This is a genomic window from Haloterrigena turkmenica DSM 5511, assembly GCF_000025325.1.
Classification (GTDB): Archaea; Halobacteriota; Halobacteria; order Halobacteriales; family Natrialbaceae; genus Haloterrigena; species Haloterrigena turkmenica.
In genome coordinates this window covers 2,590,588-2,608,117 of record NC_013743.1, presented here as the reverse complement: position 1 = coordinate 2,608,117, position 17,530 = coordinate 2,590,588, and the positions used below count along the sequence as shown (strand labels likewise).

Below are 17,530 nucleotides of genomic sequence, written 5' to 3'. Positions count from 1 at the left end.
CGGAGCGCTATCGTCCCGACCGACGCGAGAGCGTCAGCGCGCGAACGCGGCGATCAGAAGAGGAAGATCGCGACGAGAAATCCGAGCAGGATCGTCACCGTCAGTAGGACCTGAATCGCCGTCGACGCGAGCATGCCGCCGGTCGCGTACGCCGCCGACCGAACGCTGCCGCCGGCGTCGCCGCCCTGAACGAACTCGACGAGGAAGACCGTCCCGAACAGCCCGACGAGCAGCCCCAGCGGTCCGGTGACGATCATCAGAACGATGGCGACGACGGTGGCGATCGTGGTAGTCGTCCACGAGGCCCCGCCCGCTCGAGCGGCGATCGAGCCGCCGAAGAGCTCCGCGACCATCGTCATGACGGCGAGGAGCGCGAGGACGGCGACCGTGAGGGTCCCGGGCTCACTGAAGCCGGAACTCCACCAGTAGAGAGCGAGCCCCGACAGCGAGAGCAGCCCGCCGGGGACCAGCGGCGCGACCGTTCCGACGACGCCGCCGACGAGCAGGGCGACCGCGAGGATCGTGACTGCATCGACCATACGGGGACCGACGACGGGCCGGCCCAAAGGCGTACGGCCTTCGTTCGTGGTCCGGTCGCTTCTGACCGACAGCGACCGCTCGGAGACCGCCTCGCCGTCGACTGCCGGTCACCAGTATCGTTACGGTTTGACGGCCGAATCCATCCGTATGAGCGAGACGCGCGGAGCGATCATCGTCGGCGGCTCCTCGGGCATCGGCGAAGCGCTGGCTCGAGCGCTCGCCGACGAGGGGTACGAGATCGGGCTGGCGGCCCGCCGGACGGAACGCATGCAAGAGATCGGCGCCGGGTTGTCGACCCAATCGTACGTCGCGACGATGGACGTCACCGATACCGAAGACGCCCGAGAGGGCTTTTTCGAACTCGCCGCGGCGATGCCGTCGGTCGACGTAGTCGTCATCAGCGCCGGGATGGCGGCGCTGAACCCGAACCTCGAGTGGGAGACCGAACGGGAGACGATCGACGTCAACGTCCGCGGCTTTACCGCGATCGCGACCGCCGCGATGGAGTACTTCGAGACCACGCCCGACCACGCGCGAGCCGGCGACGGCCACCTCGTGGGCATCTCCTCGGTCGCCGCCCACTTCGGGGTCGGCGGCGTGCAGGCGTACAACGCCTCGAAGGCGTACGTCTCGACGTACCTCGAGGGGCTGCGGGCGCGACAGGCCGATCGGGACGCGGACGTGACGATCACGACCGTCGAGCCGGGCTATGTCGACACCGAGCTCTCGATGGGCGGCTTCTGGGAGTGTGCGCCCGAGACGGCCGCCGCGCAGATCACCCGCGCGATCCACAAGCAACGGAACCACGTCTACGTCACCCGCCGATGGCGACTCGTCGCGTGGTTCCTGAAGGCGATGCCCGAGTTCGTGCTCCGACGGCTGGTCTCGTAACCGATCTGCGGTTCTCGTCACCGCTCGCGGTGACTCGTTCTCCGCCACCGAAATCGGCTAAGGGACGCGGACCCGATAGCGACCATGAAGTTCACGCCAGGACCGACGGCGGTGCCGCCGGCGGTCAGGGAAGCGATGGCCGCGGAACAGCCGAACCCGGACCTCGAGCCCGAATTCGCGGAGCGCTACGAGGCGCTCTGTGCGGACCTCGCGACCGTCTACGACACCGACCACGATGTCGTCGTCCCCGGCGGCGAGGGAATTCTGGGCCTCGAGGCGGCGATCGCCTCGCTGGTCGAACCCGGCGACCGCGTCCTCTGCATTTCCAACGGGCTCTACGGCGACGGCTTCGCGGACTTCGTCGAATCCTACGACGGCGAGGCCGAACTCGTCTCCGCGGCGTACGACGAGAGTCTCGACCTCGAGGCCATCGAGCGCGCGCTCGAGGACGCCGCGGACGCCGGCGAGCCGTTCGCACTGGCGACGATGGTTCACTGCGAGACCCCCACGGGGACGCTGAACGATCTCGGCCCCGTGCTTGACCTGCTCGAGGACCACGACGTCTTGAGCGTCGTCGACGCCGTCTCCTCGCTGGGCGGCACGCCGGTACCGACCGACCGAATCAACGTCTGTCTCGGGGCGTCCCAGAAGTGCTTCAGCGCGCCGCCGGGGCTGACCACCGCCGCGATCAGCGACCGAGCGTGGGAGCGCATGGAAGAACGCGATCCCTCCTCGCTGTACACGAACTTCCTCCCGTGGCGCGACGTCTCCGACGGCTTCCCCTACACCCACCTGAGCGCGAACGTGGCCGCGCTCGAGACTGCGGTCGAGATGATCCTCGATGAGGGCCTCGAGAGCGTTTATCGGCGTCACGAGGAAGCCGCCGAGCGCTGTCGCGAGCGCGGCGCCGAACTGGGGCTCGAGGTCTATCCCGATCAGGAGCGGAGTTCGCCGACCGTGACGGCGTTCCGCTTGCCCGGCGAGGTAGTGGAAATCCAGCAACGGGTCGCCGAAGAGGAGGACGTCGTGCTGGCGACCGGACTGGGCGACCTTGAGAACGACATCCTCCGATTCGGTCACATGGGGTACAACGCCGAAGTCGAAAAGGTCGATCGAGCGATGGACGCGCTCGAGGCCGTTCTGGAATGACGAATCACGGAGTGAGTTGGAATCGGCTCACAGTTGTTCCGCACCGATCCGCTTGAGACTACCACGAAAGGGGCTGTCAGTATCCGGAATGACGGACGACGTAAGCACGCGACCGGTGGGAGCGCGCAGCGAGTGCATCGACCGGATGCCGACAGGGGCTTTCGTGGTATTCAAACGATCAAAAGGGTGGAAACGATCCGCTATTCCTCAAGGAACCGTTCTCGAACATCTAACGCCGCGTCCGACCCGTAGCGATCGACCAGCGGACAGAACGCCCCGCCGAGCGCGCGCATACACTGGCCCGTAGAGTGGTACTCGAGGCGGTCGGCAACGGACTCCCAGTCCCGGCCCTGCAGGGCGCGCAGGACGAGCAAGCGCTCCTCGCGGGCGGTCAGGTCGACGTCGTCGGGGTTCTCGACGAAGTATCGGACGACGAGGTCGCGGAACGGGCCGGGATCGGCGTCGAACAGACCGGGACCGTAGGCCGCGCCGGCGACGACGCGCCAGTCGTGAGCCGAGAGCGCGAGTTCCGGGGCCGCGTCGGCGTCGACCGAGCGAAGCACCGCGCGGGCGACGTCCGGCTCGAGGTCCGAGAGGGCGTCCGTACAGAGCGCGGGGAACCGACGGGCGAACCAGTCGGCGTGACGGTCGTGCAGCGCTCGTCCGGCGTCGCTCGTCGGGGCGAGCATGAGCGCCGAGTACTCGCCGCTGGCGTCGTTGCGCGTCGTCGAGACGTGGACGGTCCGGTAACCGTTCTCGCGCCAGAACTCGAGCAGGCCGGGCGTGGCGCCGAAACCGGTGCCGAGCCAGTCTATCTCGTCGCCGTTGTCGTCCGCCTCGAGGCCGTCGGTAAACTCCTCGCGAACGCGCTCGAGCAGGTGCGAACCCAGCCCTCGAGAGCGGGCCGCGTGATGGGTCGCGATCCGGACGACGCGCAGCCCGGCCGGCTTGCCGGCGTCCTCATCGCGCAACTGGCTCGTGAGGACGTCCGGGAGCATGTTCCCCCGAACCCGGCCGCCCTCGTACATCATCGCGCGCGTCTCGGGCGGGAGATTCCCCTCGCGGGCCAGCAGGGCGACGCTGACGACGTGGCCGTCTCCGCGACCGTCACCCGGCTCCCCGTCCGCCCCGTCCGGGCGGTGGACCAGCGCGCGGGCCTCGAGGTTGGGCGCGTCGAGCAGCCTCGCGAGGTCGTTGGGCTCGGTACGGTAGTGGGCGAGCACGAGTAAGCCGAAGGCCTCCCGCAGGAGGCGGTCGTCCGCGAGGAGGTCGTCGGGCTCGAGGCTGTGGTACGCGACAGTCTCGGGTCTCGCGTCGGCGACCAGCGGCTCGACCGGCGGGCGCGCGTCGAGCAACAGCGCGCGGAAGGCCCAGACCTCGACGGGGTCGCCGGCGGCGTACCGAATGGGTTCGACGAGCGTGCGGTCGACCACCTCGTGATCGCTCTCGGCGAGCCGGTCCCGGAACCGGACCGAGAACCCCCGGCCCGCCCCCTCGTAGCCGTGGATCGTCGTCGCGAAGGCGACGCGGTCGGCCGCCAGCAGCGACTCGAGGACCGAGACCGGGAGCGCGGCGGCCTCGTCGACGACGACGATATCGGCGGGGCCGGTGCCGTCGCCATCGGCCGCCGATTCGATCCGCTCGACGGCCGTCGACGGCTCGAGGAACCGAACGCGACCGCCGGAACCCGTCTCGATCGTCCGACCGTCGATCGTCGCGTCGGCCTCGAGCGTCTCCAGGAGTTCGCCGGCGCGGTCGAACAGTTCCGCCGCGTTCCGCGACCGAGGTGCAGTGACGAGCACGTCCAACCCTTCGGCGGCGAACGCACCCGCGGCCAGTCCCGCGGCGCTGGACTTGCCCCGTCCGCGGTCGGCCTCGAGGACGATGGCTCGCTGTTGCCCCTCACTATCATCGGGATTATCGCTCTCGAGCAGCGACTCGAACGCCGCGACGGCGTCCCGCTGGTCGCCAGTCAGACACGCCTCGTAGGCGTCGGCGGGGAACCGAGCGTTCGGCGGTGCCCCGAGCGAGGTCGCGTCCGAGCCGTCGACTCGCTTCGGCGCCGGCTCCGTCAGCCCGTCGTCGACGATCCGCTCGGTCTCGAGGTCGACGATTCCGATTCCCCGGTGGGCTCGGAGCGTCTCGACGAGCCGTGCCCTGAAGCGACCGGTGACGTCGTCCAGCGAGAACGGCGGGACGGCCAGCGACTCGTCGAACGCGCCGCGGCGATTCGGCCAGTCCTCGAGCGGCGGCGTCAGCAGGACGAGCAGGCCGCCGCCGTCGACCGCGCCGACGACTTTTCCGAGGGCGTTCGGCCGCAACCCCTCGTGGGCGTCGAGCGCGATCGCGGTCCGCGTCGTCCCGAGGAGTTCGCTCGCGTTGGCCTGGGACAGGTGTTCGCAGCGAAGCCGGTCCTCGGGACCGACGAGCGTGGTTTCCGTGATCGGCACGGGAAGCGCCTCGAGGACCGACTCGAGGGTGTCGTACCCCCGGTCGCGGTCACCGGCCAGAACGAGGACGCGTCGCTCGTCGACCGCCGTCGCCTCCTCGAATAGGGCCGTCGCGCCCGTCTCGACGATCATGGGATCTCGTTGGAACGCAGACCGTAATAGTATCCGGGATCCGTCGAGGACGGCGTTGCCGCGTCCAGCCCGGCGATTCGGTGGCGTGGCCGAGAAGCGTTACCGTTCCGTTGCAATCAGTGCAACCATCGACGCCGTACCCGGTCGGACGCGACCGAACTGCGGTTCCATACCGTAAGCGACAGCCTGCGGCACCCACACCGTAAGCGACAGCCGGCGCCTCGGTTGAGCGTCCAGAAACAATCCCAAAATTCGAACGGTCGCGTCTCAATTTATATTCACCGATTACCTTTACCAAGTATCGTCGACGTGGCGCCCATGGAGCGACGAAAACTCCTCCTTGGTAGCGGCGTCGGACTGGCAACCGTCCTCGCGGGCTGCAGCGGCGGGGACCTCATGAGCGGTAATGAGAACGATCCCGACGGAAACGGGAACGAAACGTCGAACGATTCGGACAAGAACGGCAAAAAGGGCAAAAACAGCAAAAAGGACAAAAACGACAAAAACGGCGAGAACGGCGAGAACGGCGAGAACGGCGAGAACGGCGAGAACGGCGACGAGAAAGGCGGTGACAAGAAGGGGAAACGGGACGTTCCCGGCCTCGACGTCGATGCGTTCGAGTCCCTGCTGGAGCAACGGGGTATCACTATCGAGACGCTCCGCCGAAGCGGGCCGAATCTCACCCTCGAGGTGTCGGTCTCGGACATGAACACGGACGACCTGTCGGCCTCGGCCGACAGTGCCGCGGTGCAACAGCGGCTCTCGGACATCGTTAGCGCCGCGGCCGACGCGGTCACCGATCCGCAGGCGTTTATCGCTGAAATCGAGACCATCACCGTGTCCATTCTGGACGAGACCCACGGGAAGAACAAGAAAGGAAAGTCGGGCCTCACGGTGAAGGTTCGGGTCTCCTGGCTGGTCGAGTTCGTCCGCAACCAGCGCTCGGAAGAAGAACTCCTCGATCGGGTCACCGAAACCGCTTCCGAAGGCGAGTAGCGTCGGTCGTCGACGCGAGTCGGCTCGACCGTTCGCGTTTCGGGAGTCAATTCTCTGATAGTTCAGACGGTACGTCCACTACCGCACTCGACCGAGCGACGGCTCGAGGAATCGAACGCGACTGCCGTTGCCCTCGAACAGCCACTCGGCGAGACTGACGACGTCTGCGTTCAGACGTCCGCCCTGAGGACTCGAGAGTAATAGGAATCGAAACGCTATCGCGGGCTCACTCTCATCGAGACGCTCGATCACAGACGCAGAAGCCGTTCCCCTCGGGATCCTTCATCACGGTCCATTCCTCGGTTCGTTCGTGGAATCGCTCGCGTTTCGTCTCGACTGTGCTCGCGCCGAGATCCTCGAGTCGTTCGACCGTGGCCGCCCTCTCTTTGGTCGCCAAATCGAGGTGAATCGGAATGTCCTCGGTGGACCCCTTAGGCAGCCGCTTGAACAGGAGCGGCGGTGATCGACCATCGGGATCCGCGAGGAGAACGTGATCCGGATCGTCCGTCTCGTCGGCTAGTTCAGATGGGAGTGGTACCCGGTCGCGCTCGAGCGCCTGTTCCCAAAACGTCGCGAGTCGGTCCGGTGAATTACAAGCGTAAGTAATCTTTTCTATCGAAGCCATGCTTATGGTGCATACTATTGTTAGCACATAATCACATGAATGGTGGTCACGTCGGAGATAGTTGTCACTACTATCGGCCGCGGTCCGAACGGTCGGACTATCCTCGATCCGGCGATCGGGTAGGCGGGAGGGACAGGCAGTCCTACTCGAGTCGAGACAGTGCGGTCTCTTTCGCGGTGTCGGCGTCCGAAAACGGCGTTTCACCGATGCGAATCTCTGAAACCCACTTGACGCTCGTCCAGCAGTCGCGGTCGGGACCGGTCGGGACGAGTCGCGCCGGCCCGCCGTGGTCGACCGGCAAGGGCTCGCCGTCGAGTTCGACCGCGAGTATCGCGTCCGAAAGGGCCTCGAGCGGGAACGAACAGGCGTAGTCGCCGTCCATCGCGCGGACGAGGGCGTACTCGGCCTCGGCCGACGGCCCGGCGCGCTCGAGGATATCCCCGACGCGAATTCCGCGCCACGCGAGTCCGTCGGCGACCCACCCCTCGGCACAGGCGAAGTCGTCGGTCACCGTCTCGAGCGGGAACGACTCGAGGGCCGCCGCGGAGAGGCGAAGCGATCGGTCGACGGCGCCGGTCACGCGGAGCGCCCAAGCCTCGGCGTCGACCGCGTCCGGGACCGGGTGCGTTCTGAGATCGGTCACGGGAGCCGGTACGCCGCCGACCGAGAAACCTGTCGGGGCGCACATGTGCGGGACCACCTTCTCGAGCGCTCGAGCGAAACGGACGCCCGATATGAGCGACGAGACCGAGTACGACGATCTGCCGCTGGTCTACTCCTGTTCGGGCTGTTCGAGCGCCGCGCAGTTGGCGAACGAGCTGGCCGTCTCCCTCGACCGGGACGGCGTCGCCGAGATGTCGTGTATCGCCGGCGTCGGCGGCGGCGTGGCGCCGCTGGTCGACACCGCGACCTCTGGCCGGCCGATCGTCGCGATCGACGGCTGCCCGCTCGAGTGTACGAAACAGTGTCTCGACCGCCACGACGTCACGCCAGACCGCCACTACATGCTCGCGGAACACGGCGTGGCGAAGGAGTACCACACCGACTACAACGACGAGGACGCCGAACGACTGCGTCAGATGCTGGTCGAGGAGATCGGGGACCTCCAACTCGAGACCGAGGGCGCGACCTGAGTATCGGTAGAATTATCGAGTTATTGACGTTAGGGTGAGAGAACGACGTGGGACTTCCTGTGCGGACACGTCGCACGGCTCCGTGCGTTTGAACACGCTTTTAAGGGGGGCAACGCTACAGACGTAGTACACCCTACGCGGGGTTGATGATGCTCCTAGCCTCACAGGACTTCCGCCGAAGCTACTTCGGCCAGGGGTGCCCAGTGCCCCGAATGGCAGGGGAGCGCGAGCCCACGTGTAGGAGAGGTGAACAACCAATGTCAGTCTACGTCAACACCGACATCCCAGCCGACCTCGCAGAGGACGCCCTCGAGGCCCTCGAGGTCGCACGAGACACCGGACGCGTAAAGAAAGGAACGAACGAAACCACGAAGGCGATCGAGCGCGGCAACGCCGAGCTCGTCTACGTCGCCGAGGACGTCTCCCCCGAGGAGATCGTCATGCACCTGCCCGACCTCGCCGAGGAGAAGGGCATCCCCGTCATCTTCGTCGAGACTCAGGACGACGTCGGCCACGCAGCCGGCCTCGAGGTCGGCTCGGCCGCCGCGGCGATCGTCGACGCCGGCGAGGCTTCCGACGACGTCGAAGATATCGCCGACAAGGTCGAGGACCTCGACTGAGGTGATCAGAGATGAGTGCTGAAGAGGAAGAAACTGGATCCACGCCCGCCGAGGTCATCGAGATCGTCGGCAAGACCGGCATGCACGGCGAGGCCATGCAGGTCAAATGCCGTATTCAGGAGGGCGAGAACCAGGGACGTATCATCACCCGGAACTGCCTCGGGCCGGTCCGCGAAGGGGACGTACTCCAGCTTCGCGAGACCGCCCGCGAGGCGGACTCCATCGGAGGACAATAACCAATGGTCGAGAAACGAACGTGCGACTACACGGGCGAAGAGATCGAGCCCGGCACGGGCATCATGTACGTCAAGAACGACGGCAGCGTGCTCCACTTCGTCGACTCGAAGGCCGAGAAGAACTACAAGCTCGGTCGCGAGCCTCGCGATCTCGAGTGGACCGAGGAAGGTCGCCGCGGCAAGGGCCCCACCCGGGCCGAGACGGCCGCCGCCGAGGACGCCGAGCAGACCGAGGAGGTCGAAGCCGACGAAGACGAGGATCTCGAGACCGAAGCGGACGCCGTCGACGAGGGTGAAGACGACGTGTCCGCCGGCGACGAAGCGGTCGACGAGACCGAGGAAGCCGAGGCCGAGGAGAGTGAGGCCTAATGAGTGACCACGAGCGGACCTTCGTGATGGTCAAGCCCGACGCCTTCGCGCGCGGGCTCGTGGGCGAGGTCGTCTCCCGACTCGAGGACCGCGGGCTCAAGCTCGTCGGAATCAAGGTCGAGAACATGCCCCGCGAACGGGCCGAGGAACACTACAGCGAACACGAGGACAAACCGTTCTACGACGACCTCGTGAACTTCATCACCTCGGGGCCAGTCGTCCCGATGGTCTGGGAGGGCCAGGACGCGACGCGGCAGGTTCGCCAGATGATCGGCGAGACCGACCCCCTCGAGGCCGAACCCGGAACGATCCGGGGCGACTACGCGCTCGATCTCGGTCGGAACGTCGTCCACGCCGCCGACCACGAGGACGAGGGCGCTAACGAACGCGAGATCGGAATCCACTTCAACGACGACGAGCTGATCGACTACGATCAGCACGACGCCGAGTGGCTCTACGAGTAACGGACTCACTCCGGTCATCCATTCATCATTTGTAGCGATAATTACCAGCCCCGGATAGCGGCTGATTCCGCGCTAACGGGCCCAAATAGAGGTTCTACTGCCGATATGGTCCGGAATCGAATACATGTATTTTTCTAGGTAGACGTAACATCTAATGTGACGGCTGCAGTAGAGGCGGGTGGTGGTTTCGAATGGTAACACACGGTAGGTGGTTCGTGGATGCGTGAAACGGAGGGAGAGTCGACGGAGCTCACGGCTCAGGTGACGCCGTCGCTGGATCTCATCTTTGAACTACTTTCGAACCGTCGTCGCCGATACGCGCTGTACCATCTTTACGACCAGCCCGACGGCGTCGCGACGATGGACGAACTGACGGATGCCGTCGTCACGCACCAGTATCTCGAGTCGAACGCGGACCGCGAGACGGACGACCGGACCGACGCCGACGGCGCTCTCGAGGGCCGCCGCCAACAGGTTCGCATGGACCTCCAGCATACGCACCTGCCGAAACTCGAGGATGCGGGCGTTCTCGAACACGACCATCGCAGCGAGATGGTCCGCTACTGGAATCAGCCGTCGCTCGAGGAGTGGCTCGAGCACGCCCGTCACAAGGAACTCGCCTGAGGGACCGACGACAGCCGGACGAGGGGCGACGAACTGGGGAGTGCGCGTCTCGATAGCTCGGCGTCTAGAGTGCAAATCGCGTGCGGGCGTCGGGTTGTGCTCCGTGGTAGCGTTTCTTTCCTCAAAGCTTAACACGCGAGATGCAGATACAAACTGTAGGTGAGCGCCAATGACTGACCACGAACTTCCACCACTTCCGTACGACTACGACGCGCTTGAACCGGCACTTTCCGAGCAGGTCCTGACCTGGCACCACGACACCCACCATCAGGGCTACGTGAACGGCCTGAACTCGGCCGAGGAGACCCTCGCGGAGAACCGCGAGGAGGGCGACTACAGTTCGACGCCCGGTGCCCTCTCGGACGTCACCCACAACGGCTGTGGCCACTATCTCCACACGCTGTTCTGGGAGAACATGTCCCCTAACGGCGGCGGCGAGCCCGAGGGCGACCTCGCCGACCGCATCGAGGAGGACTTCGGCTCCTACGAGGGCTGGAAGGGCGAGTTCCAGAAGGCCGCCGGCGCCGCCGGTGGCTGGGCCCTGCTGGTCTACGACCCGGTCGCCAAGCAGCTGCGCAACCTCGCGGTCGACAAGCACGACCAGGGCGCGCTCTGGGGCGCCCATCCCGTGCTCGCGCTGGACGTCTGGGAACACTCCTACTACTACGACTACGGTCCGGACCGTGGCGAGTTCATCGACGCCTTCTTCGACGTCGTCAACTGGGAGAAGGCCGAAGAGGAGTACCAGACCTGCCTCGACCACTTCGAGTAAGTCGCCGACCGCGACAGCGACGAGCCAGTCAATCCCGAATTTTTCTCGCAGATCGGTCCGCCGATAGCGGCGCACCTGTGACTGTCAGTCGAGGAGCGGATAGTGCGGAGACCGCAATTACGAGTCGTCCTCGACGCCGGTCGCTCGCAGGTACTCCTCGAGGAGCGTCGGGAACTGCCCGCCGCGAACGTACCGAAGACCGAACTCGTCGGCCCAGGAGATAATGCCCCGATCCTCGGTGACCACGCCGGCGTCGAGTTCGCGGGCGAGGATCAGCAGGTCGAAGTCCTCGCGGGAGTCGAGCACGCCCTGTCGGAGCGCCCCTCGATACTTATCGCGCATGTTAGAGAGGATCCGGTCGGCGTCGGTCATGTACTCCTCGCGCCCGTCGTCGGTCGGATCGCTCGCGAGCGCGTCGGGATCGAGCTGTTCGACCTCGCGGATCGCCTGTTCGGAGACGCGGAGGCCGCGGTCGACCCGATCGCTCATCTCGTCGATGAAGTTGTAGACGATGTTGGCCGGAATCGTCACGCCGTACCGATCGGGGCTCTTGCGGACGACCCACGTGTCGAGCCGCGAGAACACCGCCTCGTCGACGTCGCGCTCGCGCAACATCGTCGCGAGTTCGTCGTGGATCGACGGCGGCACGTAACAGGAGATGTTGAGCTCGAGTCGCGCGGTCGCGACGAGATCGAGCAGGCGGATGACGGCCGGCTCGAGCGATTCGTCGCCCCGACGGATCTCTTCGGTGATGAACAGCGACGTGTCGAGAACGAACTGTTGGCGCGGCAGTTCGCCGGGCATAGTCGGTACTTCGACGGTGTGCTACAAAGGTCTCCCCCCGCGTTCGATCGGTCGGGCGCAGTCGATCGGTCGACGATCCGCGGACCGCTGATCGCCGGCCGCTGACCTACCGGGTGTTTTTCACGAGGAATGGTGACAAACAACGCATGGAACGCGACGAGTACCTCGAGCGGCTCGAGGCGACCGCGGAAACGCCCGACGACCTCTTCGAGCACGTCGAGGAACGGTCGACGGCGGGGCGGACCCACCACGTCCTCACGGCCGCTCGTCACGGGGTCGAGCGGGGGACGGTCATCGTCGAGGAGACGGAGACCATCGTTCGCGGCTATCCGAGCATCCCCCGAGTTCTCGTGCTCGACCCCGGAGTTCCGTCGTTTTTCGATGACGGCGAGAACGTCGTCATCGAGGAGAAACTCGACGGCTTCAACGTCCGAATCGCGGCCGTCGACGGCGAGCCTCTCGCCTTCACCAGAAGCGGCTACGTCTGCCCGTACACGACGGGCCGGGCCCGCGATCGCCTCCCGCTCGAGGACTTTTTCGTGACCCACCCGGAGAAGACCCTCTGTGCCGAACTCATCGGCCCGGAGACGCCCTACTCGACTCACGACTACGAGGAGATCGACACCCACGAGTTCCGGGTCTTCGACGTCCGCGACCGGGAGTCCGGAGAACCGCTCTCCGTCGTCGACCGGCGACGGCTCTGCGAGGAGTACGAGTTCGCCCAGCCGCGACTCTTCGGACGAGCGACGCCGTCCGACGCCGTCGGACCGACTCGAGCGGCGATCGAGGAACTCGACGCGGCCGGCCGGGAAGGGGTCGTCCTGAAATCGGGGGACGGGGAGCGACTGGTCAAGTACACGACGGAGACCCAACACCACGAGGAACTCGCCTACGCGTTCTCGCTGCCCTTCGATCACGGCCGCGACTTCGTCTTTTCGCGGATCGTCCGGGACGCGTTTCAGGCGGCCGAGTTCGACGCGGACGACGATCGGCTCGAGGAACGGGCGCACGACCTCGGCGAGTCGATCCTCCGGCCGATGGTCTCGGCCATTCGGGCCGTTGAAGCCGGCGAGACGATCGGCGAGCGACACACGGTCAGGGGCGATCCGGAGACGATCGGCGCGCTCCTCGAGCACCTTCGCGAGCAGTCGCTGACGATCGACCTCGAGTCGGACCGCCGCGCGGACGGCGAGCGCGTCCTCGAGTTCGTGAAGGTGGCCGAGTCGAGCCGGGATCGGATCCGGTACTACCTGGACGGTGGCACGCGGGACGAATGAGGGCAGCGCTCGCGTTCGGACCGCTCGCCGACTCGGCGAGCGGCTCAGGGTTGAGACGGGTCGGACCTAAGCGGTGACTCGGTCGATTCGATCTCGGCGTCCGCGGGAGTCGCGTCGCCGGCTGGTTCGACGCCGCGGAACTCGAACCTGGCGCCGCCGGCGTCGCTCTCCGCGACGGCGCTGGTCCAGTCGTGAGCCGTCGCGATCTCGGCGACGATCGCGAGTCCGAACCCGGTTCCGTCCTCGTCGGTCGTGTAGCCGCCCTCGAAGACCCGACCGCGCTGGGACGACGGGATTCCGTCGCCGTCGTCCGCGACGTAAAACCCCGCGGCGGAGCCGTCGCCGGAGTTACCGAGCGTACCCACCGCGACCTCGAGGTCGGCGCCGTCCGCGCGCTCGGCACCGTGCTCGAGGGAATTGCGAAACAGGTTCTCGAGCAGTCGCGTGATCCGCTCCGGATCGGCGAGGATCGAGGCGTCGGTATCGATCGCGAGCGACGCCGCGCCCGTATCGACGCCGTTCCACGCCCGTTCGGTGACATCTTCGAGCGCGACCGGCTCCGGATCGGTCACGTCCGCCCCCTCGCGGGCGAGCGCGAGGACGTCGTCGATGATCGTCGCCATCCGATCGTGGGACCGCTCGATCTCGTCGAGGTATTCCTCGTCGTCGGTCTCGCGGGCGAGCTCGAGGTAGCCGTCCGCGACGTTCAACGGATTGCGAAGATCGTGGGAGACGAGATCGGCGAACCGCTCGAGGCGTTCGTTCTGGCGCTGTAACTCGGCTTCCCGGCGCTTGCGTTCGGTGATATCCCGGACGACGAACAGCCAGCCGACGTGACGGTCGCGCCCGTCTTCGATCGGCGTCGTCCGGACGTGAAAGTGCCCGTCGCGCAGTGCCAGTTCGCGTTCGGTCTCGACGGGACGATCCCTGAGACCGCGGAATTCGTCCCGTAACTCGGGGCGATCGGCGAACAGCGAACCGAGATCCGTACCGATCGGCGACTCGTCGAACTCCTCGAGCAGCGCTCGGCCGGCGGGATTAACGTCGATGAGGCGATTCTCAGTATCGACGACGAAAACGCCGTCGGTGACGGTATCGAGGACCCGATCGCGGGCGATCGGAGCGATATCGACCAGCCGGTAGCGGACGATCGCGACCGAATACAGCGCACCCGCGACGATGAAGCCGATCGGTGTCGTATCGATGTCGATCGACCCGAGGACGTCGAGGGTGTAGACCACGTTCGTCAGTAGCGGGGACGTGGACGCGCCGACCAGCATCGCGGCTTGGCCCCGGTATAGCGACCGGGAGTTGTGCAGGAACTCGAGGATTAGTATCGTTCCGGCGAGGGAGAGACAGTACGAGTAGACGAGGTGGACGTCGAACGCGGGGCCCCACTGAAAGCCGATACCGCCGACGACCGTCGGATCGCGGAAGATCGATTCGAAAAACAGGTTGCCGGGATTCGCGAACGCGAACGCCACGAGGAGCACTGGCTCGATCGAGAGGAGCGCGATCGTCCGTCGCGTGAGGAGGTGCTCGCGGCCGGTGTACGCGAGGACGAACAGGAACGAGCCGAGGACGCTGGCTCCGACACCGACGTAGAGAAATCGGAGGAAGAACACCGACAGCGAGACGTGATCGACCGCGGAGCGCGCGAACAGCGATCCCGCCCAGATCACTGCGCCGGCCATCGCCACCACCAGCGGCACGGCCCCGGTTTTCTCCCGATGGCGCCAGATGACACCGCCGAGAACGGCGGCGATCACCGTCGCAACTGCGTAGATGATCGGGACCAGGACATCGGTAGATTCCACTCGAGTTCGTCTCTCGCCGAAATTATAAAGATTTGCGGCTAATAGCTAGCGTATGCGCTATATATTGCGAGATTATCCCCATCCAACTTTGGATTTTACTACTCGCAACGGCACATCGAGCGGTAGACGTGTCTGACGGTCGGATACGTCTCGGTAGTCGTCTCGTCTCTCGAGTGCCGTCGTCCCTCGAACAGTCGCTGCGGCGGCTGGATCGAGGGGCGAAATCGAGAGCCGGGATCGGTGCGGTCTTGTGGCGCGCACGCGTACGGACGGGTATGCCGGTTCCGAAATCCGAATTCGATCAGCTTCCACCGTGTGACTTCTACACGCCCGACGAGTTGCTCGAGGACGACCAGATGTACACCGTCTACGAGATCGCCCGCCTCCTGCAGGGGATCGAGGCCGACGCCGAGATCGACGAAGGTACCGAGAGCGTCCTGCTGGACTGGGCGATCCCCTGGGTGATGACAAACGCGGACGATCTCGTCGTCGCCGAGCCCCGATCCGACGACGAGCCCGGCTACTACGGCCTGAAAGAATGATCCTCCTCGTGGTCGGTGCCGATCGCGTCGACGCCGGCAAGACCACGTTCTCGGTCGGCCTGCTCGAGCGAACCGGCGCGGTCGGCTACAAGCCCCGGGCCGGCAACGACTACTGGTTCGACCACGACGACTGCCGGACGGCGCTGGCCGACGACCGCCTCTACGGCAAGGACGCGAAGCGCCTCGCGGCCGCGGAGGGACGCGACCGTGACCCGGAAGCGCTCAACCCCGTCCACCGCCTCTGGCGGCCCACGCCGGACGAGGGGACCGGACTCCTGGGGAAGTCCGATCGCGAGTTCCTCGTCGACCGCGTCGGCCGCCCGGGCGACGGCGGCGACGGACCGACGTTCGTGCGCAACGCGACCGCGGATATTCCGGACGCGGTCGCCGAGGCGCTCCCGCTCGAGGACGCCGTCCCCGTCGAGACGGTCGCGGAGTTCAACGAGCTCGCCGAGCGGCGGTACGTCTCCGCCTTCGAGGAACTGGCCGCCGAGATCGAATCGACGGAGGTCGCCGTCGTCGAGTCCTACAGCGATATTGCGCGGCCGCTGCAGTCGCTCGACCCCGCGGCGATCAGCGCCGTCGCGGCCGTCGAGCCCGGCCGTGTCCGGATCTATCCGAGCGATCGCTACTGTCGCGCCTGCGAGATCGCCAGCTCGAGCCCGAAAGACGGCGCCATAGAGAAGCGCGTCCCCGACGTGCTCGAGTACCTCGATCCGATCGACCGGGTTCGCCTGCCGCCGCTCGGGAGCGACGAGCGGGCGGATCCCGAACAGGTCGCTCGCGCGTATTCGGAGGCCTACGACGCGCTGCTCGAGGCGGCCGGAGCAGTCTGACCGTTCCGGTCGGACATCCCGCGTCTGTTCGGACCGATTTTCCGCTCGTATATCCGTTCGAAAGCACTTCCTACGGAACGTATTGCCGGAATACGCGATCAGAGGGATTAAGACCACCCAGTGGAACCACCGTGTAATGAGACGACGCACGTTTCTCGGTACCGTTGGAAGCGGATCGGCGCTCGGTCTGGCGGGCTGTCTGACTCGAGACGGAGAGGGCGATGAAAACGGCGGGAACGGTGGGGACGGCGGCAGCGAGGGCGACGGAACGCTCACCGTCGTCACGTACGAGTCGATGATCGACACGGAAGACTCCGCCGGGCCGTGGCTCAAAGAGGCGTTCGAAGACGAGTTCGACGCCGAACTCGAGTGGGAGCAGCTGCCCGACGGCGGGATCAACCACTATATCCAGCGCGCCGATCGAGACGCCGGGATCGACGCCGACGTCTACCTGGGGCTGAACGTGGACGATCTGGTGCGCGTCGATGACCAACTCGAGGACGGCGCTCTCTTTCGCGAACTCGACCGCGATCGACTCGAGCGCGCCGACCGCGTCCGCGACGAGTTCGCGCTGGGGGATCCCCACGGCCGCACGCTCACCTACGACATGGGCTACATCAGCCTCGTCTACGACGAGAACGAGGTCGCGGAACCCGCGTCGCTCGAGGATCTGACCGAGCCCGAATACGAGAACACGCTGCTGGCCCAGAACGCCCAGAAAGCCGATTCGGGACAGGCGTTCCTTCTGTGGACGATCGACGCCTTCGGTGAGGACGGATACCTGGACTACTGGCAGCGACTCGAGGACAACGGGGTTCGCGTTCTCGACGGCTGGACCGAGTCCTACTCGGGCGCGTACATGGAGGGCGAGCGACCGATGGTCGTCTCCTACTCGACCGACCAGGTGTACACCAACCGGTTCGACTACGACTTCTCGCGCCACCAGGTCGCCTTCCCGAACGAGCAGGGCTACGCCAACCCCGAGGGGATGGCGATCTTCGAGGACGCCGGCGACGTCGACCTCGCTTACGACTTCTTCGACTTCGTCCTCTCGAGTGAAGCCCAGGCCGAGATCGCTACCCGAAACGTCCAGTTCCCGGCCGTCGCAGACGAGCACGTCGATCTCGACGAGGAGTTCGACGAGTACGCACACAGGCCGTCGGAGATGGTCTCGTTCGATTACGACGGTCTCCGGGGCAACCTCGACGGCTGGGTCGAGGACTGGGCGCGCGAGTTCGCCGGCCAGTAACGGG

At 65.9% G+C, this 17,530-nt stretch carries 20 protein-coding genes; 14 read left to right on the top strand and 6 right to left on the bottom strand.

Annotated features, from left to right (window positions below):
* Positions 1 to 53 precede the first annotated feature (53 nt).
* Complete coding sequence (locus HTUR_RS12525; protein ID WP_012943690.1) at positions 54 to 539, bottom strand: DUF456 domain-containing protein; 486 nt, start codon at positions 537 to 539, stop codon at positions 54 to 56.
* 148 nt (positions 540 to 687) lie between these two features.
* On the opposite strand from HTUR_RS12525, the gene HTUR_RS12520 reads away from it, so the two are divergent.
* Together HTUR_RS12520 and HTUR_RS12515 are read left to right on the top strand one after the other, a co-directional pair.
* Positions 688 to 1,431 carry an SDR family NAD(P)-dependent oxidoreductase gene (locus HTUR_RS12520; RefSeq protein ID WP_012943689.1) on the top strand — a complete coding sequence of 248 codons (744 nt, stop codon included), beginning with the start codon at positions 688 to 690 and terminating at the stop codon, positions 1,429 to 1,431.
* An 84-nt stretch (positions 1,432 to 1,515) separates the two neighbouring features.
* Positions 1,516 to 2,580 carry a pyridoxal-phosphate-dependent aminotransferase family protein gene (locus HTUR_RS12515; RefSeq protein ID WP_012943688.1) on the top strand — a complete coding sequence of 355 codons (1,065 nt, stop codon included), beginning with the start codon at positions 1,516 to 1,518 and terminating at the stop codon, positions 2,578 to 2,580.
* A gap of 200 nt (positions 2,581 to 2,780) precedes the next feature.
* Here HTUR_RS12515 and tmcA read toward each other — a convergent pair whose 3' ends face one another.
* A complete protein-coding gene (gene tmcA, locus HTUR_RS12510; protein WP_012943687.1) occupies positions 2,781 to 5,162 on the bottom strand; it encodes a tRNA(Met) cytidine acetyltransferase TmcA in 2,382 nt (793 codons plus the stop codon).
* A gap of 318 nt (positions 5,163 to 5,480) precedes the next feature.
* On the opposite strand from tmcA, the gene HTUR_RS12505 reads away from it, so the two are divergent.
* Positions 5,481 to 6,158 (top strand): hypothetical protein, encoded by a 678-nt coding sequence (locus tag HTUR_RS12505; RefSeq protein WP_012943686.1) that lies wholly within the window; start codon positions 5,481 to 5,483, stop codon positions 6,156 to 6,158.
* Positions 6,159 to 6,390: 232 nt separating this feature from the next.
* Here HTUR_RS12505 and HTUR_RS12500 read toward each other — a convergent pair whose 3' ends face one another.
* Both HTUR_RS12500 and HTUR_RS12495 read right to left on the bottom strand, forming a co-directional pair.
* A complete protein-coding gene (locus tag HTUR_RS12500; RefSeq protein ID WP_012943685.1) occupies positions 6,391 to 6,783 on the bottom strand; it encodes a VOC family protein in 393 nt (130 codons plus the stop codon).
* A 142-nt stretch (positions 6,784 to 6,925) separates the two neighbouring features.
* On the bottom strand, positions 6,926 to 7,471 hold the full coding sequence (locus HTUR_RS12495) for a molybdopterin-dependent oxidoreductase (protein WP_012943684.1): 546 nt from the start codon (positions 7,469 to 7,471) through the stop codon (positions 6,926 to 6,928).
* Positions 7,472 to 7,517: 46 nt separating this feature from the next.
* Here HTUR_RS12495 and HTUR_RS12490 point away from each other — a divergent pair, with 46 nt between their 5' ends.
* The 7 genes from HTUR_RS12490 to sod all read left to right on the top strand — a co-directional run bounded on the left by HTUR_RS12490 (position 7,518) and on the right by sod (position 11,001).
* A complete protein-coding gene (locus HTUR_RS12490; protein WP_012943683.1) occupies positions 7,518 to 7,916 on the top strand; it encodes a putative zinc-binding protein in 399 nt (132 codons plus the stop codon).
* Between the two features lie 257 nt (positions 7,917 to 8,173).
* On the top strand, positions 8,174 to 8,536 hold the full coding sequence (rpl7ae, locus tag HTUR_RS12485) for a 50S ribosomal protein L7Ae (protein WP_008894572.1): 363 nt from the start codon (positions 8,174 to 8,176) through the stop codon (positions 8,534 to 8,536).
* An 11-nt stretch (positions 8,537 to 8,547) separates the two neighbouring features.
* On the top strand, positions 8,548 to 8,772 hold the full coding sequence (locus HTUR_RS12480) for a 30S ribosomal protein S28e (RefSeq protein WP_008894573.1): 225 nt from the start codon (positions 8,548 to 8,550) through the stop codon (positions 8,770 to 8,772).
* A 3-nt stretch (positions 8,773 to 8,775) separates the two neighbouring features.
* The gene (locus HTUR_RS12475) at positions 8,776 to 9,141 is read left to right on the top strand and encodes a 50S ribosomal protein L24e (RefSeq protein WP_012943682.1); all 366 of its coding nucleotides are present in this window, start codon (positions 8,776 to 8,778) and stop codon (positions 9,139 to 9,141) included.
* Entirely contained in the window at positions 9,141 to 9,605 is a 465-nt protein-coding gene (gene ndk / locus HTUR_RS12470) for a nucleoside-diphosphate kinase (protein WP_012943681.1), read from the top strand. Before HTUR_RS12475 ends, ndk begins: the two co-directional genes overlap by 1 nt.
* 219 nt (positions 9,606 to 9,824) lie before the next feature.
* Complete coding sequence (locus HTUR_RS12465) at positions 9,825 to 10,229, top strand: DUF7344 domain-containing protein (protein ID WP_012943680.1); 405 nt, start codon at positions 9,825 to 9,827, stop codon at positions 10,227 to 10,229.
* Positions 10,230 to 10,398: 169 nt separating this feature from the next.
* Positions 10,399 to 11,001 (top strand): superoxide dismutase, encoded by a 603-nt coding sequence (sod, locus tag HTUR_RS12460; RefSeq protein ID WP_012943679.1) that lies wholly within the window; start codon positions 10,399 to 10,401, stop codon positions 10,999 to 11,001.
* Positions 11,002 to 11,118: 117 nt separating this feature from the next.
* Here the strand turns inward: sod and HTUR_RS12455 are convergent, their stop codons facing one another.
* On the bottom strand, positions 11,119 to 11,805 hold the full coding sequence (locus HTUR_RS12455) for an RNA ligase partner protein (protein WP_012943678.1): 687 nt from the start codon (positions 11,803 to 11,805) through the stop codon (positions 11,119 to 11,121).
* Positions 11,806 to 11,951: 146 nt separating this feature from the next.
* On the opposite strand from HTUR_RS12455, the gene HTUR_RS12450 reads away from it, so the two are divergent.
* Positions 11,952 to 13,082, top strand: coding sequence for an RNA ligase (locus HTUR_RS12450; protein WP_012943677.1), 1,131 nt, complete (start codon positions 11,952 to 11,954; stop codon positions 13,080 to 13,082).
* A gap of 44 nt (positions 13,083 to 13,126) precedes the next feature.
* Here the strand turns inward: HTUR_RS12450 and HTUR_RS12445 are convergent, their stop codons facing one another.
* Positions 13,127 to 14,899, bottom strand: coding sequence for a histidine kinase N-terminal 7TM domain-containing protein (locus tag HTUR_RS12445; RefSeq protein ID WP_012943676.1), 1,773 nt, complete (start codon positions 14,897 to 14,899; stop codon positions 13,127 to 13,129).
* Between the two features lie 275 nt (positions 14,900 to 15,174).
* Here HTUR_RS12445 and HTUR_RS12440 point away from each other — a divergent pair, with 275 nt between their 5' ends.
* The 3 genes from HTUR_RS12440 to HTUR_RS12430 all read left to right on the top strand — a co-directional run bounded on the left by HTUR_RS12440 (position 15,175) and on the right by HTUR_RS12430 (position 17,526).
* Positions 15,175 to 15,441 carry a DUF5827 family protein gene (locus tag HTUR_RS12440; RefSeq protein ID WP_012943675.1) on the top strand — a complete coding sequence of 89 codons (267 nt, stop codon included), beginning with the start codon at positions 15,175 to 15,177 and terminating at the stop codon, positions 15,439 to 15,441.
* Positions 15,438 to 16,277 carry an ATPase gene (locus HTUR_RS12435; RefSeq protein WP_012943674.1) on the top strand — a complete coding sequence of 280 codons (840 nt, stop codon included), beginning with the start codon at positions 15,438 to 15,440 and terminating at the stop codon, positions 16,275 to 16,277. The genes HTUR_RS12440 and HTUR_RS12435 overlap by 4 nt, the downstream gene beginning before the upstream one ends.
* Positions 16,278 to 16,413: 136 nt before the next feature.
* A complete protein-coding gene (locus tag HTUR_RS12430) occupies positions 16,414 to 17,526 on the top strand; it encodes a thiamine ABC transporter substrate-binding protein (RefSeq protein ID WP_012943673.1) in 1,113 nt (370 codons plus the stop codon).
* Positions 17,527 to 17,530: the final 4 nt, after the last annotated feature.

Bases quoted from the DNA above. Each gene is read 5' to 3' on its own strand.
- HTUR_RS12430 (WP_012943673.1), top strand. From the start codon at position 16,414: ATGAGACGACGCACGTTTCTCGGTACCGTTGGAAGCGGATCGGCGCTC.
- HTUR_RS12465 (WP_012943680.1), top strand. From the start codon at position 9,825: ATGCGTGAAACGGAGGGAGAGTCGACGGAGCTCACGGCTCAGGTGACG.
- HTUR_RS12440 (WP_012943675.1), top strand. From the start codon at position 15,175: ATGCCGGTTCCGAAATCCGAATTCGATCAGCTTCCACCGTGTGACTTC.
- HTUR_RS12520 (WP_012943689.1), top strand. From the start codon at position 688: ATGAGCGAGACGCGCGGAGCGATCATCGTCGGCGGCTCCTCGGGCATC.
- HTUR_RS12515 (WP_012943688.1), top strand. From the start codon at position 1,516: ATGAAGTTCACGCCAGGACCGACGGCGGTGCCGCCGGCGGTCAGGGAA.
- sod (WP_012943679.1), top strand. From the start codon at position 10,399: ATGACTGACCACGAACTTCCACCACTTCCGTACGACTACGACGCGCTT.
- HTUR_RS12495 (WP_012943684.1), bottom strand. From the start codon at position 7,471: ATGTGCGCCCCGACAGGTTTCTCGGTCGGCGGCGTACCGGCTCCCGTG.
- HTUR_RS12475 (WP_012943682.1), top strand. From the start codon at position 8,776: ATGGTCGAGAAACGAACGTGCGACTACACGGGCGAAGAGATCGAGCCC.
- tmcA (WP_012943687.1), bottom strand. From the start codon at position 5,162: ATGATCGTCGAGACGGGCGCGACGGCCCTATTCGAGGAGGCGACGGCG.
- HTUR_RS12500 (WP_012943685.1), bottom strand. From the start codon at position 6,783: ATGGCTTCGATAGAAAAGATTACTTACGCTTGTAATTCACCGGACCGA.
- HTUR_RS12505 (WP_012943686.1), top strand. From the start codon at position 5,481: ATGGAGCGACGAAAACTCCTCCTTGGTAGCGGCGTCGGACTGGCAACC.
- HTUR_RS12435 (WP_012943674.1), top strand. From the start codon at position 15,438: ATGATCCTCCTCGTGGTCGGTGCCGATCGCGTCGACGCCGGCAAGACC.
- HTUR_RS12455 (WP_012943678.1), bottom strand. From the start codon at position 11,805: ATGCCCGGCGAACTGCCGCGCCAACAGTTCGTTCTCGACACGTCGCTG.
- HTUR_RS12450 (WP_012943677.1), top strand. From the start codon at position 11,952: ATGGAACGCGACGAGTACCTCGAGCGGCTCGAGGCGACCGCGGAAACG.
- ndk (WP_012943681.1), top strand. From the start codon at position 9,141: ATGAGTGACCACGAGCGGACCTTCGTGATGGTCAAGCCCGACGCCTTC.
- HTUR_RS12480 (WP_008894573.1), top strand. From the start codon at position 8,548: ATGAGTGCTGAAGAGGAAGAAACTGGATCCACGCCCGCCGAGGTCATC.
- HTUR_RS12525 (WP_012943690.1), bottom strand. From the start codon at position 539: ATGGTCGATGCAGTCACGATCCTCGCGGTCGCCCTGCTCGTCGGCGGC.
- rpl7ae (WP_008894572.1), top strand. From the start codon at position 8,174: ATGTCAGTCTACGTCAACACCGACATCCCAGCCGACCTCGCAGAGGAC.
- HTUR_RS12490 (WP_012943683.1), top strand. From the start codon at position 7,518: ATGAGCGACGAGACCGAGTACGACGATCTGCCGCTGGTCTACTCCTGT.